The sequence below is a fragment of the Enterobacter sp. HK-058-C-ECC genome, from assembly GCF_047531125.1.
GTDB lineage: Bacteria > Pseudomonadota > Gammaproteobacteria > Enterobacterales > Enterobacteriaceae > Enterobacter > Enterobacter quasiroggenkampii.
In genome coordinates, this window is the sequence record NZ_JBLKCH010000015.1 from 55,003 (window position 1) to 70,540 (window position 15,538).

The 15,538-nt window shown below is 49.2% G+C and carries 19 protein-coding genes; 9 read left to right on the forward strand and 10 right to left on the reverse strand.

Annotation, left to right across the window (positions count from 1 at the left end; genetic code table 11):
- Positions 1 to 18 precede the first annotated feature (18 nt).
- Entirely contained in the window at positions 19 to 810 is a 792-nt protein-coding gene (locus ACMWJS_RS20560) for an inner membrane protein YpjD (RefSeq protein WP_014884879.1), read from the reverse strand.
- A gap of 166 nt (positions 811 to 976) precedes the next feature.
- Here ACMWJS_RS20560 and ffh point away from each other — a divergent pair, with 166 nt between their 5' ends.
- The 7 genes from ffh to ACMWJS_RS20595 all read left to right on the forward strand — a co-directional run bounded on the left by ffh (position 977) and on the right by ACMWJS_RS20595 (position 6,393).
- Positions 977 to 2,338: a signal recognition particle protein gene (ffh, locus tag ACMWJS_RS20565; protein WP_014884878.1), complete on the forward strand. Its 1,362-nt coding sequence runs from the start codon at positions 977 to 979 to the stop codon at positions 2,336 to 2,338.
- Positions 2,339 to 2,454: 116 nt separating this feature from the next.
- The gene (rpsP, locus tag ACMWJS_RS20570) at positions 2,455 to 2,703 is read left to right on the forward strand and encodes a 30S ribosomal protein S16 (RefSeq protein ID WP_003863133.1); all 249 of its coding nucleotides are present in this window, start codon (positions 2,455 to 2,457) and stop codon (positions 2,701 to 2,703) included.
- A 15-nt stretch (positions 2,704 to 2,718) separates the two neighbouring features.
- Positions 2,719 to 3,258, forward strand: a complete 540-nt coding sequence (rimM, locus tag ACMWJS_RS20575; RefSeq protein ID WP_032640972.1) for a ribosome maturation factor RimM — start codon at positions 2,719 to 2,721, stop codon at positions 3,256 to 3,258.
- Between the two features lie 31 nt (positions 3,259 to 3,289).
- On the forward strand, positions 3,290 to 4,057 hold the full coding sequence (gene trmD / locus ACMWJS_RS20580) for a tRNA (guanosine(37)-N1)-methyltransferase TrmD (protein WP_008502493.1): 768 nt from the start codon (positions 3,290 to 3,292) through the stop codon (positions 4,055 to 4,057).
- 43 nt (positions 4,058 to 4,100) lie between these two features.
- Positions 4,101 to 4,448: a 50S ribosomal protein L19 gene (gene rplS, locus ACMWJS_RS20585; protein ID WP_002914145.1), complete on the forward strand. Its 348-nt coding sequence runs from the start codon at positions 4,101 to 4,103 to the stop codon at positions 4,446 to 4,448.
- 132 nt (positions 4,449 to 4,580) lie between these two features.
- Positions 4,581 to 4,985, forward strand: a complete 405-nt coding sequence (locus ACMWJS_RS20590; protein ID WP_277717969.1) for a DUF2946 domain-containing protein — start codon at positions 4,581 to 4,583, stop codon at positions 4,983 to 4,985.
- Between the two features lie 37 nt (positions 4,986 to 5,022).
- Complete coding sequence (locus ACMWJS_RS20595; RefSeq protein ID WP_414747486.1) at positions 5,023 to 6,393, forward strand: PepSY-associated TM helix domain-containing protein; 1,371 nt, start codon at positions 5,023 to 5,025, stop codon at positions 6,391 to 6,393.
- A 2-nt stretch (positions 6,394 to 6,395) separates the two neighbouring features.
- Here the strand turns inward: ACMWJS_RS20595 and ACMWJS_RS20600 are convergent, their stop codons facing one another.
- The 4 genes from ACMWJS_RS20600 to ACMWJS_RS20615 all read right to left on the reverse strand — a co-directional run bounded on the left by ACMWJS_RS20600 (position 6,396) and on the right by ACMWJS_RS20615 (position 9,171).
- Positions 6,396 to 6,881: an OmpA family protein gene (locus tag ACMWJS_RS20600; RefSeq protein ID WP_045909260.1), complete on the reverse strand. Its 486-nt coding sequence runs from the start codon at positions 6,879 to 6,881 to the stop codon at positions 6,396 to 6,398.
- 12 nt (positions 6,882 to 6,893) lie between these two features.
- Entirely contained in the window at positions 6,894 to 8,114 is a 1,221-nt protein-coding gene (gene dgcN, locus ACMWJS_RS20605) for a diguanylate cyclase DgcN (RefSeq protein ID WP_252075288.1), read from the reverse strand.
- Positions 8,107 to 8,658 (reverse strand): YfiR family protein, encoded by a 552-nt coding sequence (locus ACMWJS_RS20610; RefSeq protein WP_205246257.1) that lies wholly within the window; start codon positions 8,656 to 8,658, stop codon positions 8,107 to 8,109. The genes dgcN and ACMWJS_RS20610 overlap by 8 nt, the downstream gene beginning before the upstream one ends.
- 138 nt (positions 8,659 to 8,796) lie before the next feature.
- On the reverse strand, positions 8,797 to 9,171 hold the full coding sequence (locus tag ACMWJS_RS20615; RefSeq protein ID WP_045909257.1) for a DUF2799 domain-containing protein: 375 nt from the start codon (positions 9,169 to 9,171) through the stop codon (positions 8,797 to 8,799).
- 214 nt (positions 9,172 to 9,385) lie between these two features.
- On the opposite strand from ACMWJS_RS20615, the gene aroF reads away from it, so the two are divergent.
- Together aroF and tyrA are read left to right on the forward strand one after the other, a co-directional pair.
- Positions 9,386 to 10,456, forward strand: a complete 1,071-nt coding sequence (gene aroF, locus ACMWJS_RS20620; RefSeq protein WP_414747487.1) for a 3-deoxy-7-phosphoheptulonate synthase AroF — start codon at positions 9,386 to 9,388, stop codon at positions 10,454 to 10,456.
- Between the two features lie 10 nt (positions 10,457 to 10,466).
- Positions 10,467 to 11,588 carry a bifunctional chorismate mutase/prephenate dehydrogenase gene (gene tyrA, locus ACMWJS_RS20625; protein WP_008502473.1) on the forward strand — a complete coding sequence of 374 codons (1,122 nt, stop codon included), beginning with the start codon at positions 10,467 to 10,469 and terminating at the stop codon, positions 11,586 to 11,588.
- A 201-nt stretch (positions 11,589 to 11,789) separates the two neighbouring features.
- On the opposite strand, the gene ACMWJS_RS20630 is transcribed toward tyrA, so the two are convergent.
- From ACMWJS_RS20630 to ACMWJS_RS20650, 5 genes are all read right to left on the reverse strand, one after another.
- Entirely contained in the window at positions 11,790 to 12,176 is a 387-nt protein-coding gene (locus ACMWJS_RS20630; protein WP_334763444.1) for a hypothetical protein, read from the reverse strand.
- Positions 12,177 to 12,542: 366 nt separating this feature from the next.
- On the reverse strand, positions 12,543 to 13,055 hold the full coding sequence (locus tag ACMWJS_RS20635; RefSeq protein ID WP_414747488.1) for a hypothetical protein: 513 nt from the start codon (positions 13,053 to 13,055) through the stop codon (positions 12,543 to 12,545).
- Positions 13,056 to 13,062: 7 nt separating this feature from the next.
- Positions 13,063 to 13,587, reverse strand: a complete 525-nt coding sequence (locus ACMWJS_RS20640; RefSeq protein WP_334763448.1) for a hypothetical protein — start codon at positions 13,585 to 13,587, stop codon at positions 13,063 to 13,065.
- Positions 13,588 to 14,008: 421 nt separating this feature from the next.
- A complete protein-coding gene (locus ACMWJS_RS20645; RefSeq protein ID WP_334756222.1) occupies positions 14,009 to 14,383 on the reverse strand; it encodes a hypothetical protein in 375 nt (124 codons plus the stop codon).
- 151 nt (positions 14,384 to 14,534) lie between these two features.
- Positions 14,535 to 15,359 (reverse strand): hypothetical protein, encoded by an 825-nt coding sequence (locus ACMWJS_RS20650; RefSeq protein ID WP_414747489.1) that lies wholly within the window; start codon positions 15,357 to 15,359, stop codon positions 14,535 to 14,537.
- Between the last annotated feature and the right edge of the window lie 179 nt (positions 15,360 to 15,538).

A 15,538-nucleotide genomic window follows, 5' to 3' on the forward strand; every position in this document is an offset into this window, starting at 1 on the left:
GGGGAACTCCTTTGTTTCTTAGCCAGCAAATTGCTGTATGAAGCGGCTGCCAAAATAGGCAAGGGTGAGAATGCCCGCACCCGCGACGTTGAACCAGACCACGCGACGACCGCGCCAGCCTTCATGATAATGGCCCCATAACAGGACAATATAGACAAACCACGCGATGATGGAGAGCACCGCTTTATCGATATTCTCCACGCTGAACAGGTTCTTCATGTAAAACAGGCCCGTGCAGAGCGTGAGCGTCAGCAGCACCACCCCCACCTGGGTGATATGGAACATCTTACGCTCAATGACCATCAGCGGCGGCATTTCATGGTTAAAGGCCAGCTTTTTGTTTTTCAGCTGGTAGTCAATCCAGGCGAGCTGCATGGCGTAAAGCGCGGCGATAATCAGCGTCGCGTAGGCAAAGAGCGACAGGCCGATATGCACCAGCATCCCCGGGGTAGCCTCCAGATGCGTAATGAACTCATTAGGCATAAAGGTGGCGAGGGCCAGATTGATCAGCGCGAAGGTGTAGACAATCGGCAGCAGTAGCCAGCCGCGATTTTTAGACGCGACGATGGTCATTACCGTACAGATCATCAGGCTGACCAGCGAGCCGACGTTGAGGACGCTCAGGTTTTGCACGCTGCCGTCGCCGGGGATGATGCGTGATTCCAGCGCAAAGGCGTGGCTAATCAGTGCGATGACCGCAGAAAGAATAGCCATGCGCCGCCAGCCGCTGTTTTTTTGCAGCAGTCCGGGAACGATCAGCGCGAGGCTGACAGAGTAGGCAACAAGGGCGATCAGTGCGAAAACAGGCATATAGGCATCGACAGTTGTCTTAATAAGAAAGAGAAGCAGTATAACGTTACGTGACGCCTGCTCCAACCGTTGCATAACAACAAAGGCGCCTTCATGTTATACTCCGGCAAAATTCTGTGTATGTGTCGCTCATGGCGGCCCAACGTTTCTACTCAGGCGAGAGACAATGTTTGATAATTTAACCGATCGTTTGTCGCGCACGCTGCGCAACATCAGCGGCCGCGGACGCCTTACTGAAGAGAACATCAAGGAAACGCTGCGCGAAGTGCGCATGGCGCTGCTGGAAGCAGACGTCGCGTTGCCGGTTGTTCGTGATTTTATCAACCGCGTAAAAGAGAAGGCGGTTGGTCATGAAGTTAACAAGAGCCTGACCCCGGGTCAGGAGTTCGTCAAAATCGTTCGTAATGAACTGGTTTCGGCGATGGGCGAAGAGAACCAGGTGCTTAACCTGGCCGCTCAGCCACCGGCCGTGGTGCTGATGGCGGGCCTGCAGGGTGCGGGTAAAACGACCAGCGTCGGTAAGCTGGGTAAGTTCCTGCGCGAAAAGCACAAGAAAAAAGTGCTGGTGGTCTCTGCGGACGTCTATCGCCCGGCGGCGATCAAGCAGCTGGAAACCCTGGCAGAGCAGGTTGGCGTGGATTTCTTCCCGTCCGACGTGGCGCAGAAGCCTGTCGACATCGTTAACGCCGCGCTGAAAGAGGCGAAGCTGAAATTCTACGACGTGCTGCTGGTGGATACCGCCGGTCGTCTGCACGTTGACGAAGCGATGATGGACGAGATCAAGCAGGTGCATGCCTCTATCAACCCGGTAGAGACCCTGTTTGTTGTCGACGCCATGACCGGTCAGGATGCGGCGAATACCGCGAAAGCGTTTAACGAAGCGCTGCCGTTAACCGGCGTGGTGCTGACCAAGGTGGACGGTGACGCCCGCGGCGGTGCGGCCCTCTCCATTCGTCACATCACCGGCAAGCCGATCAAATTCCTCGGCGTGGGCGAGAAAACCGAAGCGCTGGAGCCGTTCCACCCGGATCGTATTGCCTCCCGTATCCTCGGCATGGGCGACGTGCTGTCGCTGATCGAAGATATCGAGAGCAAGGTTGACCGCGCGCAGGCCGAGAAGCTTGCCAGCAAGCTGAAAAAAGGCGACGGTTTCGATCTCACCGACTTCCTTGAGCAGCTGCGTCAGATGAAAAACATGGGCGGCATGGCCAGCCTGATGGGCAAACTGCCGGGCATGGGCCAGATCCCTGACAACGTGAAAGCTCAGATGGATGACAAGGTGCTGGTGCGTATGGAGGCGATCATCAACTCGATGACTCTTAAAGAGCGCGCTAACCCGGATATCATCAAAGGTTCCCGTAAACGCCGTATTGCAGCCGGTTGCGGCATGCAGGTGCAGGACGTTAACCGCCTTCTGAAACAGTTCGACGACATGCAGCGCATGATGAAGAAAATGAAGAAAGGCGGCATGGCGAAGATGATGCGCGGCATGAAAGGGATGATGCCTCCCGGTTTTCCAGGGCGTTAATCGCTTTTGAGATTGCTTTTTGCCCGAAAATGAGTAAAATTTTCGGGCTTTTAATATGACACCCGGGCTCCGTTCCTCGATGGGGCCCGGTTGTTTTATTCACACAAGAGGATGTTATGGTAACTATTCGTTTAGCACGTCACGGCGCTAAAAAGCGTCCGTTCTACCAGGTTGTTGTGACTGACAGCCGTAATGCACGCAACGGTCGCTTCATCGAGCGCGTTGGTTTCTTCAACCCACTGGCCGCTGGCGCAGAAGAAGAAACTCGTCTGGATCTGGATCGTATCGCTCACTGGGTTGGCCAGGGCGCTACTGTTTCCGATCGCGTTGCTACGCTGATCAAAGCAGCAAACAAAGCAGCTTAATCTGTCACGGTGGTCATGATGAGCAATAAAGCACCTGTTGAACCGATCGTATTGGGAAAAATGGGTTCTTGCTACGGTATCCGTGGTTGGCTCAGAGTGTTTTCCTCCACTGAAGACGCTGATAGCATTTTTGATTACCAGCCCTGGTTTATCCAGAAAGGCGGTAAGTGGGAAGAGGTCGAGCTGGAAAGCTGGCGTCACCACAATCAGGACATCATCATCAAGCTGAAAGGCATTGACGATCGTGATGCCGCGAATGCGCTGACTAATTGTGAAATTGTCGTGGATTCGTCGCAGTTGCCACAGCTGGAAGAGGGCGACTACTACTGGAAAGACCTTATGGGTTGCCAGGTAGTCACGACCGAAGGCTATAGCCTGGGGAAAGTCATCGATATGATGGAAACCGGGTCAAATGACGTTCTCGTCATTAAGGCAAACCTGAAAGATGCATTTGGCATCAAGGAGCGGTTGGTCCCGTTCCTCGATGGACAGGTTATCAAGAAAGTCGATCTCACTACTCAAACCATTGAAGTAGATTGGGATCCTGGTTTTTAAATTCTCCGGATAAACGGTAAAAGACGGCGCTATGTGGATTGGCATAATTAGCCTGTTTCCTGAAATGTTCCGCGCGATTACCGATTACGGGGTAACTGGCCGGGCAGTAAAGAATGGCCTGCTGAGCATCCAGAGCTGGAGTCCTCGTGACTTTACTCATGACCGGCACCGTACCGTGGACGATCGTCCTTACGGCGGCGGACCGGGGATGCTAATGATGGTGCAACCCTTACGGGACGCCATTCACACAGCAAAAGCCGCGGCAGGTGAAGGCGCAAAGGTGATTTATCTGTCACCTCAGGGACGCAAGCTTGATCAAGCGGGCGTGAGCGAACTGGCGACGAATCAAAAGCTGATTCTGGTCTGTGGGCGCTACGAAGGGATAGATGAGCGCGTAATTCAAACCGAGATTGACGAAGAATGGTCTATCGGCGATTACGTTCTCAGCGGTGGTGAGTTACCGGCAATGACGCTGATTGACTCCGTCGCCCGGTTTATTCCGGGTGTTCTGGGCCATGAAGCTTCGGCAACGGAAGATTCCTTTGCCGATGGGTTGCTGGACTGTCCACACTATACTCGTCCTGAAGTGTTAGAAGGGATGGAGGTCCCGGCAGTGTTACTGTCTGGAAACCATGCCGAGATACGTCGCTGGCGTTTGAAGCAGTCGCTGGGCCGAACCTGGCTTAGAAGACCTGAACTTCTGGAAAACCTGGCTCTGACTGAAGAGCAAGCAAAGTTGCTGGCCGAGTTCAAAACTGAACACGCGCAACAGCAGCATGAACATGATGGGAATGCGTAATACGCTCCCGAATATCAGTTTACCCAGGATAAGAGATTAAATTATGAGCAACATTATTAAGCAACTTGAACAAGAGCAGATGAAGCAGGACGTACCTTCCTTCCGTCCAGGTGACACCGTGGAAGTGAAAGTATGGGTTGTTGAAGGTTCCAAAAAACGTCTGCAGGCATTCGAGGGCGTGGTTATCGCTATTCGTAACCGCGGTCTGCACTCTGCATTCACTGTTCGTAAAATTTCCAACGGCGAAGGCGTTGAGCGTGTCTTCCAGACTCACTCTCCGGTAGTTGACAGCATTGCTGTTAAACGTCGTGGTGCTGTACGTAAAGCTAAACTGTACTACCTGCGTGAGCGTACTGGTAAGTCTGCTCGTATTAAAGAGCGTCTGAACTAAGATTCGCTTAAGCGACATCCTGTTAGAAAGGGCTGGCCGAAAGGCTGGCCCTTTTTTTATCCTATCGCACCTCTCGCGTTAACCCTTTCGTCATAAATCATTTACAATGCTTGCCTCTTGAATGGAGGGGACGTGGATAACGTACTGCATCAGCCTGACCGGAAACGCGCAGCGGCTTTGACCGCGCTGTTCGCGATCCTGCTGATCGTGGTAGCACCCCTTATCTCCGTCTCGTTGCAGAAAGATCCCATGAGCGCCATGCCGGGCATGCATCATGACATGAGCATGATGTCGATGGACGAGCATCACGGCGATATGCCGCACACGATGCCTGTCGACCATGCGGAAGCGTGCGGCTACTGCGTGCTGTTAGCGCATGTCCCTGGCGTGATGCTGGCGCTCATCGTCCTGCTCAGCATGGTGCTGCAGAGGCTTCGCGTTAAGCCGCCGCGTCAGGCGGTCAACCACTGGCACTTCTTCCCCTGGCTTTACCCTGATACCCGCGCGCCGCCGCGGCAGTCTGCTTTTTCACAATAAAAAATATCGATAACTTTTTGCCTTAAAAAGGAAAAGTATGACTACCTGCACCTCGCGCGCGGCATGGGGAAACCTGCTGCGTCGCCTTCATTTCTACGTTGGGCTGTTTGTCGGCCCGTTTATCTTCTTCGCCGCGCTGACCGGGACGCTGTATGTGGCGACCCCACAGCTGGAAAACGCACTCTACCGGCACGCGCTCCACGCGGATTCCGTGGGCGAGCCGCAGCCTCTGGCGGAACAAATCGCCGTGGCGGAAAAAACCGTTGGATCAGATTTACGTTTGCACGCCGTTCGTCCGGGGCTGGTTGCGGGCGAAACCACCCGCGTGATGTTCGCTGACCCGAAACTTGGGCCATCGGAGAACCGGGCTATCTTTATCGATCCGGTGAGCCTGGCGGTGCTGGGAGATCTGACGGTATACGGCACCAGCGGGATTTTACCCCTGCGTCAGACTATTGATTACCTGCATACGTCCCTGATGCTGGGCGACATTGGGCGACTCTACAGCGAGCTTGCGGCCTCGTGGATGTGGGTTGCCGCGCTGGGCGGTATTGCCCTGTGGTTTTATACCCGACCCAAACGACGGATCAACAATCGCTTCCAGAACCGGCGTCGGGTACACGTGACGCTGGGCTGGGTTCTGCTGGGAGGAATGCTGCTGTTCTCCGCAACCGGCCTGACCTGGTCCCAGTGGGCTGGCGGGAACGTGGATAAGCTGCGTGCAGAGATGAACTGGCTCACCCCGCAGGTGAACACGACGCTATCCGGCCAACATGAGATCGTGGATGAACATGCCGAACATCGTGGTCATCACGGCGGAATGGTGATGCCGGAAATGGCGATGGATTTGACGCAGTTTGACGGGGTGTTAAGCGCGGCACGTCACGCGGGGATTGATGCCAGCAAGCTGGAGATCCGCCCGGCGAAAACGAGGGATCGTGCCTGGACCGTGACGGAAATCGATCGCAGCTGGCCGACCCAGGTGGACACCGTTGCGGTAGATCCCCATACGATGCAGATCCTGGACAGAACCCGATTCGAGGATTTTCCGTTAATGGCAAAACTGACCCGCTGGGGTGTGGATTTCCATATGGGGATCTTATTCGGCCTGGCAAATCAGCTGCTGCTTGTAGCGTTCGGCCTCGCCCTGTGCGTGCTCATTATCTGGGGATACCGGATGTGGTGGATGCGTCGTCCTGCGCAATCGGCAGTGAGTCCGGTACAGACGCTGTGTCAGAGTTGGCTGGCGCTGTCAGGATGGGGAAGAGGCGTTACGGCGATGGTTAGCCTGCTGCTGGGGCTGTGCTTGCCCGTTATGGGCGTGAGTCTGGCGTTGTTTGTTCTGGTGGACTGGCTGCGCTGGCGAGCGGCAACCAGGCTGACGCTCGCCGATTCATCCGCTAAATAACCCTATGGCGTGCTGATCACCACTGCGACGCGGCGGTTTTCAGCGCGCCCTTGCGGGGTACTGTTGCTCGCAACAGGGTATTTTTGACCTAATCCCCGCGTGGTGAGATTGCTGCGCGGGATATTTGCCCCCTTCGCCCAGGCGTCGGCCACGGCGTTGGCGCGTTTTAACGACAGCGCTTCGTTGTAGCTTTCTTCCCCGTAGTTATCCGTGTGACCGTCCATTCGCGCGTGGTTCAGGCCGGTTTCCGCCAGGCGAGAGGCCATGGACTGGATCTGCGTTTCACTTTCCGGGCGCAGTCGGGCGTCATTTTTATCAAACAGGATGGTGTCCGACATGCCAAGCGACCAGTCACCGTTCAGTTCGTTAAAACCGTAAGACTTCATCGCCGCAATTTGCTCAGGAGTGAATTTGCCTTCCGGTGGCGACTGACAGCCTGCCAGAACCAGTGAGGCCAGTACTAACGGCGCGAAGTAACGTTTTAACATAGTGTATCCTTTCTAACTTATTGTTTTCGTACGCTGGTTTTTAACCTGGTACATATTGCGGTCAGCCCTCTCCAGTAATGCTTCCACGGAAGCATTTTCCCACGCCAGAGCAAAGCCAATGCTGAGTGACATCGATGCTTTTTGTCCGTTATGAAGATCAAACGGACGGATAAACTGCTGCGAAAGCGCAGCACAAATGTGTTGAACCTCAAGCTCAGAGTGAACACCGTACAGCACCATGGCAAATTCGTCTCCGCCAAGACGGTAAGACTGATGACGTTTGTCGCCAAACTCCATCATCCTGCTGGCGACTTCGATGAGCACACAGTCTCCTGCCGCGTGTCCCCAGGTGTCGTTAATAAACTTAAAATTATCACCGTCGAGGAAGAGCAGGGCCGAGTTTGTTCTGGCTGAAGGGTCGTTCATTAATGCCGCAATGCTGTTACGAAACGCCGCGCGGTTGGCAAGACCGGTAAGCGGGTCGTGCATGGCGGTCCGCAACAGCTGAGCGTTCTTCGCCTGAAGCTTCAGTTGCCACTCTTCCATTTCATCCAGAAGACTGTTGAAGTCCTCGCCAAACTGGTGAAATTCTTCGATACGGCCGTCTTTCACCCGGCGGGAGAAGTTGCGGTTCGTGCGTACGTCATGCACGACGTCGGTAATGTTCTGCAGGGCCGTGACCATTCCACGATGCAAAGACTGGGTAATGACGAGCGCGACGACGGCGGCAAAGAGAATGCAGCCGGTCAGTACGGCAAACGACGTCCAGATGAAATGGCTGATCAAACTGTCGCGTGCGGTAAGGCGGATTTCGCCGATCGTTAAGCCGTTATGCATGATGGGCTGCGCAACCGGTACGGGGAAAAGCCAGCGACTGACCAGTGCGCCCAGCGTGTCGTTGTTATCCTCCGGGTTCCAGGACCAGTAGGCGAACCGCTTTTTATGCGCGTTAATCACCTCCGCTGCGGCAAACTGCCCCTGTTTGCCCAGGGCGGCAAGCGTTTCATTGGCCGCCAGCGAGTCGTTGAAAACCAGCGAGGCTTCCAGGCTGTGGCTCATTGTGGCGCCGGTTAATTCGAGATTCTTTTGCGCGTATTGTTTTAACGTCACGACGGAAGCAAAACAGAGCAACAGCCATATTAACGTCATGGTAATAATGACGCTTATCATGCTGTTTCGCCTCAACGTTCTTTTAAACGTCGGACGTGGCGTTGATGTGAAATCTTTATCCATGCTGCTTATTCCGTGCCAGCATTAATACATCCGGATTGACTCTTACGCCACTGCGCGTCAATGCATCCAGGTTGACGGAAAACCGTACCTGGCCGCGATCGATCATCAGGCAAAAGGCACTGCCAATTACACATTCCGGATTTTGCTCTGAGATTAATAGCAACGCTCTGCCCTGATATTGACTTATTAATTCAAGTTGTTTTGCCGGTGATTCAGACCCGAAATATATCGCATCGCACGTCGCGGCCAGGGCTTCCCGATCGTTACGTACAATAACGGGAGTATAGGGTAACTCGTTGTGCCCTTCGTCGCCGCTGAGCGCGTGTGTATAGTGAGAAGTGGCATAGACGCAAAGTCTGGGCTGCCCGGATAGTGACGGCCATCGCGTATAGCTCACAATGCCTGAGACAATCGAACGTACCGATTTATCCGTTTCCGTAAGCGTGCCTGCCGTCGCTGGGCCCACCATAAGGAACAGCATTATCACCAGAGTGAGTCGGAAAAAAGAGATCAAGAATAAATTTCTCACCAGAATCCGCCACATCGCTCCGGAAATAGATGTCCTTAAGAGTTGCGGGCAGAATACCATTGTTTATCAGAGCCGTCATTATGTCAGAAATAGCCTCAGGCCAACCTAAGCTAAATCCTACTGTTGTTTATTTTCCGGTGGTTAAAAGCAGACTTAATTGAGTCTGCTGGAACGCATACCTTCATCCATTCCTTTTTGCCATGACGCACGCAGTTTTGTCGCGTTTTCGACAGTATCGCAACTGGCAGGGAAAGATTTGCCCGCTAATCCCCAGGCGTGAATAAACCCTTCTTCGCAGACTCTCTTCTGACCATCGGCATAGCCGCGAAGATATTCACTACGATCAACGTGGGTGTCGTTAAAACTATCGGCCAGGGTCTGGTTATCTTTAACCGGCAGGCCATTCATGGCGTCTTCTTTACCGGCATCAAACCAGGATGGACTGGTCCAGTCGGGCTGGAAGGTGTAAGGATTGATCTGGCAGCCCGTTAAAAACAGCGACAACAGCGTGAGAGCAATTGAACGCATAGCCATTCTCCTTTTTTCTTCAGCATAGCCTGGCTTAAGAAAATATGTCTGTAATTTAAACTTTACGTTTTTATCGGCTGATTTTTGCAATAAATTGGCTTGTGTAAACTAATGTGTACGTATTTTGGATTGAAATGTTTACTTTTTATGGTATCGTGGTCTCACCTCATTGAGGAAAACAACTATCGCAAACGAGCTTTACAGGATCGCCATCATGCAAAAAGACGCGCTGAACAACGTACATATCACTGACGAACAGGTTTTAATTACTCCGGATCAACTGAAAGCGGAATTTCCGCTGAGCGTCGCGCAGGAGGCTCAGATTGAGCACTCGCGTCAGACCATTTCAAATATCATCGCCGGCCGCGATCCGCGCCTGCTGGTGGTGTGTGGTCCTTGCTCCATTCACGATCCTGAAACCGCCATTGAGTACGCTCGTCGATTTAAAGCATTAGCGGAGGAGGTCAGCGATAGCCTCTATCTGGTGATGCGCGTCTATTTTGAGAAGCCACGTACCACCGTCGGCTGGAAAGGGTTGATTAACGACCCGCACATGGATGGCTCGTTTGATGTGGAAGCAGGTCTGAAGATTGCGCGTCGCCTGCTGGTGGAGCTGGTCAGCATGGGGCTGCCTCTGGCAACCGAAGCGCTGGATCCGAACAGCCCGCAATACCTTGGCGATCTGTTCAGCTGGTCCGCGATTGGCGCGCGTACCACGGAATCGCAAACCCACCGCGAGATGGCGTCTGGTCTGTCGATGCCGGTTGGTTTTAAAAACGGTACCGATGGCAGTCTGGCGACGGCGATCAACGCCATGCGCGCTGCCGCCATGCCGCACCGTTTCGTCGGTATCAACCAGGCGGGCCAGGTCTGCCTCCTGCAAACGCAGGGCAACCCGGACGGTCACGTGATCCTGCGCGGCGGGAAAGCCCCGAACTACAGCCCGGCGGACGTGGCGCAGTGTGAAAAAGAGATGGAGCAGGCGGGACTGCGCCCGGCACTGATGGTAGATTGCAGTCATGGTAATTCGAATAAAGATTACCGTCGCCAGCCTGCGGTTGCGGAATCCGTGGTCGCACAGATCAAAGATGGCAATCGTTCGATTATCGGTCTGATGATTGAGAGCAATATTCATGAAGGCAATCAATCATCTGAACAACCGCGCAGCGCCATGAAGCACGGCGTCTCCGTGACGGATGCCTGCATCAGCTGGGAGACCACCGATGCGCTGCTGCGTGAGATCCATAAAGATTTAAGCGGCCATCTGGCGACGCGTCTGGCTTAAGAGGGTAGTTATGGTTGCTGAATTGACCGCACTGCGCGATCAAATTGATGAAGTGGATAAGGCGCTGCTGGATCTGCTGGCGCGCCGCATGGCCCTGGTTGCCGAAGTCGGTGAGGTGAAAAGCAAATACGGCCTGCCGATCTACGTCCCGGAGCGCGAGGCCTCCATGCTGGCCTCCCGTCGCAAAGAGGCGCAGGCGCTGGGCGTTTCGCCGGATTTGATTGAGGATGTTCTGCGTCGCGTGATGCGGGAGTCCTATTCCAGTGAAAACGACAAGGGCTTCAAAACCCTCTGTCCGACCCTGCGTCCGGTGGTGATTGTCGGCGGTGCAGGACAGATGGGGCGCCTGTTTGAAAAAATGCTGACCCTTTCTGGTTATCAGGTGCGCATTCTGGAAAAAGAGGACTGGGCCCAGGCGCCGGAACTCATGAAAGATGCCGGAATGGTTATCGTCAGCGTGCCGATCCACGTGACGGAGCAGATCGTCGGGAAGCTGCCTCCTTTACCGAAAGATTGCATCCTGGTGGATCTGGCCTCCGTCAAAAATGGTCCGCTACAGGCTATGCTGGCGGCGCATACGGGGCCGGTGCTGGGTCTGCACCCAATGTTTGGCCCGGACAGCGGCAGCCTGGCTAAGCAGGTGGTGGTTTACTGCGACGGTCGTCAGCCGGAAGCCTATCAGTGGTTCCTGGAACAGATTCAGGTATGGGGCGCACGGCTGCACCGCATCAGCGCGGTTGAGCACGACCAGAACATGGCGTTCATTCAGGCGCTGCGCCACTTTGCGACGTTTGCCTACGGCCTGCATCTGGCGGAAGAGAACGTGCAGCTTGAACAGCTGCTGGCGCTCTCTTCACCTATCTATCGTCTGGAGCTGGCGATGGTCGGGCGTCTGTTCGCGCAGGATCCGCAACTGTACGCGGATATTATTATGTCCTCGGAAAATAACCTGGCGCTGATCAAGCGCTACTATCAGCGCTTTGGTGAAGCCATTACGCTGCTGGAGCACGGAGACAAGCAGGCGTTTATCGACAGCTTCCGCAAGGTCGAGCACTGGTTTGGCGATTACGCGCAGCGTTTCCAGAATGAGAGCCGGACGTTGTTGCGCCAGGCAAATGACAGTCGCCAGTAATGTGATGATGTATATACTGAAAGCCAGCATTGCTGGCTTTTACCATAGAATGCATGGTGGTTTGTTTATCAATAACATATATTCAACATCATTGAAAAAATGTAAGTTAAAAAATTCGCAACCATCTGGAACTGATTCAACCCCCCTAAGTATGGACGAAATGTGGACACAGCGGAGTGTAAAATTTTAAAGCGATATGCCTCAAGCAAGTTGATTCAATGCAATCGCATTTTGCTGGTACTCCGGCGAAAGGTATGTAGAGGTCTTAGTTTGCTGGATGTGCGCATTGCCCTGTATTCTCTGTAATGCAATGATGTTGCCCTCATTTATCATGAAATGACTTGCGAAGGTAAGCCGCAGAACATGCTTTGCCTGTTTTGGGGGGATACTGGGCATGACCATCTTCAGAAGCTTGCATAAGCTTACATAATCGACGTTGAATAAATTCCCGCTGGTCTTTTCATAATCATTTTTCCAGTTAGGTAGAGAGCGGAACCGTGCATTTATTCCCGTTTCCTGTTTTTTGTTTTGAGGAACATGATGCGCGCGATAACAATCTGCATAGGCTTCAGTGTTACTAGTTTGCACATCGTCCGTCCGTACTGACATCCAAAAAAATGACAAGTAGATTATCCCCGGTAAACGATTAAGCAACTTCGATATCTCTGATTTTACAGGAATACGATATTCTGGTTTTTGTCCCGAAAGTGAAGCTATTTACGGGGGATGGGCCGATAAATTCAACTAGTTTTATGAAATTGGAGAACATGCCAGATAATTGGTATAGTCATGTGTAATAGTTGATGTGCTTGCGCTATCGCACAACGAAACAGATTGGTAAGGCACAAATTTGTTTAATATGGCGATTAGGGTTTTGTGAGCATCACCTATTGTTTTTAAGTAAAGATTAAATTCCTTTGTTTCGCCGATCAAAAAATATAGGGTGTAAATTAGTCAGGAACGTTCATGTCCTATAAAATAAAGAGCGGGAAGTCTTGATGCCAAAATCTGATTTTTGGGAATGTTTAATTTCTCAATGTCTACAGAGTTAAATAAAACTGAAGGTTTTTTTATTTCTCCATTTTCATAATATGAACCTTCAACGCCTGTTAAAAAGGAAATGATATATAACTGATCTAGGTTGAACGAAGAATTATCGCTTTTAAGTAAAGATAAGCACATATATGAATTGTCATTTCTTTTTTGCATGAATATCAAGTAGCCATGGGGCAATCCAACATCACTACTGGTTCTTTTTATAACGGTATTATTATTAGGGGACATGAGTTCACTTTGTTTAATACAATAATTTTTTATAAGGAAAAAATCACCCGATATCTTTTGTGAGTTAGTGATCATCTTTGTCAGGTCGATGAAATAAAAAGAGAATAACATGCTAAAACAAACTAGAATTAAAGAAACTGAAACTTCAATTAGTGAGGTACCTTTTTGATTTTTTCTTTGCATTATCACCTCAGAAACATTCCTGGTATTTAGAATAATGGGGAGGAATGATTGCATATATATAACCATCACCAGGCGTAGATATACCATGGAAATCAATATTATAATACAGGCCTTTTAAAGAATTCGATTCTTTAACTGAACTATAAATGCCGATATTACTAGAAAGTAATTCTTCATCTGCAACAGAAATTCTTTTATTTGAGTGTAGTTTCATCAAGCCGTATTGATATCCGTCTTTTTTTATGGTTTGAAAGGAAACTGTAAAATAACCGATCTGTGATTCTGCGAAAGGGCTTATAACTCCTTTGCTTTTTAGTTGCTCTATAGAAATGTTATTTGGGATGTTATTTCCTAAGTTAATATATCGACTGAAAGCATTGGCATATGAGCAAGCTGCAAGTGAAAACTGTTTATGATAATAGAAGTTGACAAGACTCTGCTTTGTACTATAAATATTAGCAATAACCACGCCTATCATTACAGAGAATAGCGCAATCTCAATCAACGAGTAACCGAATTCTTTCTTTTTCATTTCGATACTAAACCCAGAACAAGGTTATTATCTTGAGGTGAGTTAAAGCACATCTGTTTTATATTTTTTTCAAGTGACTGATAGTTAATTATAGCATTATTATCTTGATTAGTATTGCTTAAGGGAACATAGACGGACAAAGTTGGCTCGGTATATAAAATATAAATGTTTTTGTTATTAATGTTCACTGTACATTTCTTTAACTTCAAGGAATAAATGCTCTCTATTTTAGAAGCATCATATTTACAATCTCTGTTGTTAATGCATTGTTGAATGTTAAAATCGATGAAATCGAAAATCATATTCTGTTTTATTAGCATGCTATTGCTTTTAGCCGAGAAATCGAATTGATTGGTTACAGCAAGATTGATAACAAATGATAAGCTTGATATAAAAATGAATATGAACTGAAGCATATGCATTAATCCTGCAAAGAAGTATAGTTATATAATAAAACCTGATTGTTATTATTGGTAATGGAATTGCATATTTTGTTTTGAGGAATGAACCATGTGTTTAAAGTGCTTTTATACCCTTGTGGGGGTTCACGAACGAAAATTCCGGACAGTCCTCCAATTATATTGTTTATTAGTTGATTATTAAGTTCTTCATTTTGTGAAGAAGAGTAGTTTGCAAAAATATGATAACCTATTGGTTTTGGATAAATGCCTTTTTCTTCAATAATGCAAAAATTAAGTTTTGAAGAGGTATTATATTCCTTCAGGATACGGGTTGTTTCAGATTGTGGACAATAGCCAGCACGATCATGAGCACATTTTACCAACTTTTTTTCCACCAGATAAACTGTATCCTGAATGTCAATTAAAGTACTTGTGTTTATCCACAGTTTTATGACAGATAAGATTTCTATATGTATTGAAGCTACAAAAAGAGTAGACAATAACATACTTATGGATGTCTCGAGTAAACTGAACCCGAGTTCATTGTCACTTCTCATATTGCCTGTTGATATCGAACGTATAAATTAAAGTATCATCTGGCGAGACACCAGAAGGTAGAAGATCTTTTGTTGGATATATATATTCAGCAAGTGTAACAACTTTTATCGAATCACCCGGCCTTGCAACGGTGAAAACAAGTTTTGCAATAGCGGGTAAATCGTCATTATAGGCAAGAGAAATGTTAGTCGCTTGGCTAAGAGTCTTACCGCTTGGCCTCATTTCAGATAAAGAAAAGTTAACTAACATTCCTTTTAACAGGCTAGCGTCAGAGTTACCTTTTTTAATGTATACATAATAAAGACCTTTGCTTAATAGCTGAGATTTATTATCATTCTTAAATCGGTAGTAGTAACCTGGCCCATCTATACCACCAATTCTTTTATCTGCAAGGTAAATGCTTTCTAATTTTTTGTTTAAAGTTTCTATGTTTGCTTCTGTTATTTTTTGTAAATTATCAAATCTATTAACGTAATCTTGATACTTTTTTTCAAAAGTGTCTTTATCAGAAATACTCTGATGGTTTTCTGACGTTGGAGATGTGGTTGAAGAAGTTCTGACATTCTCTATCTGAGAATTAGCAGACGAATAAACATCATTTGATTTTTCTGCGGCAAGTTTGCCACTGACTGAGTTATCTTCTGTAGTGGATACATCAACCTTAGGATTTTGACCAGAGCTAACATTCAATGATTTTACTGTATTAGAGCCCTCTGGTTGAGAAAGTGTTGGCTCAATGGCATAAGAAGGTACAATTGATGATATAGTGAACAAAATACCAGTTATTAAAAAAACATTTTTAATTTTTGTCATCTTATATATCTCTTGATAAACAAATTGCTGGATGTGCCATCCAAGTATTCAGGATTCTCCACCATGAATGAAGAAAAGTGAATGGGAAAATAACACATTTTTGGAGGGGGTTTTTGGGTGGGTGGAATTCCCATTTTTAGTTTCGAATGTTGGGTTAAATAACATTAACTTTGAAGGGG

Excerpts from the sequence above, each read along its gene's own strand:
- ACMWJS_RS20650 (WP_414747489.1), bottom strand. The coding sequence starts at position 15,359 with ATGACAAAAATTAAAAATGTTTTTTTAATAACTGGTATTTTGTTCACT.
- ACMWJS_RS20560 (WP_014884879.1), bottom strand. The coding sequence starts at position 810 with ATGCCTGTTTTCGCACTGATCGCCCTTGTTGCCTACTCTGTCAGCCTC.
- tyrA (WP_008502473.1), top strand. The coding sequence starts at position 10,467 with ATGGTTGCTGAATTGACCGCACTGCGCGATCAAATTGATGAAGTGGAT.
- ACMWJS_RS20600 (WP_045909260.1), bottom strand. The coding sequence starts at position 6,881 with ATGTTAAAACGTTACTTCGCGCCGTTAGTACTGGCCTCACTGGTTCTG.
- aroF (WP_414747487.1), top strand. The coding sequence starts at position 9,386 with ATGCAAAAAGACGCGCTGAACAACGTACATATCACTGACGAACAGGTT.
- ACMWJS_RS20635 (WP_414747488.1), bottom strand. The coding sequence starts at position 13,055 with ATGCAAAGAAAAAATCAAAAAGGTACCTCACTAATTGAAGTTTCAGTT.
- trmD (WP_008502493.1), top strand. The coding sequence starts at position 3,290 with ATGTGGATTGGCATAATTAGCCTGTTTCCTGAAATGTTCCGCGCGATT.
- ACMWJS_RS20615 (WP_045909257.1), bottom strand. The coding sequence starts at position 9,171 with ATGCGTTCAATTGCTCTCACGCTGTTGTCGCTGTTTTTAACGGGCTGC.
- ACMWJS_RS20640 (WP_334763448.1), bottom strand. The coding sequence starts at position 13,587 with ATGAAAAAGAAAGAATTCGGTTACTCGTTGATTGAGATTGCGCTATTC.
- rplS (WP_002914145.1), top strand. The coding sequence starts at position 4,101 with ATGAGCAACATTATTAAGCAACTTGAACAAGAGCAGATGAAGCAGGAC.
- dgcN (WP_252075288.1), bottom strand. The coding sequence starts at position 8,114 with ATGGATAAAGATTTCACATCAACGCCACGTCCGACGTTTAAAAGAACG.
- ACMWJS_RS20595 (WP_414747486.1), top strand. The coding sequence starts at position 5,023 with ATGACTACCTGCACCTCGCGCGCGGCATGGGGAAACCTGCTGCGTCGC.
- rimM (WP_032640972.1), top strand. The coding sequence starts at position 2,719 with ATGATGAGCAATAAAGCACCTGTTGAACCGATCGTATTGGGAAAAATG.
- ffh (WP_014884878.1), top strand. The coding sequence starts at position 977 with ATGTTTGATAATTTAACCGATCGTTTGTCGCGCACGCTGCGCAACATC.
- rpsP (WP_003863133.1), top strand. The coding sequence starts at position 2,455 with ATGGTAACTATTCGTTTAGCACGTCACGGCGCTAAAAAGCGTCCGTTC.
- ACMWJS_RS20610 (WP_205246257.1), bottom strand. The coding sequence starts at position 8,658 with ATGTGGCGGATTCTGGTGAGAAATTTATTCTTGATCTCTTTTTTCCGA.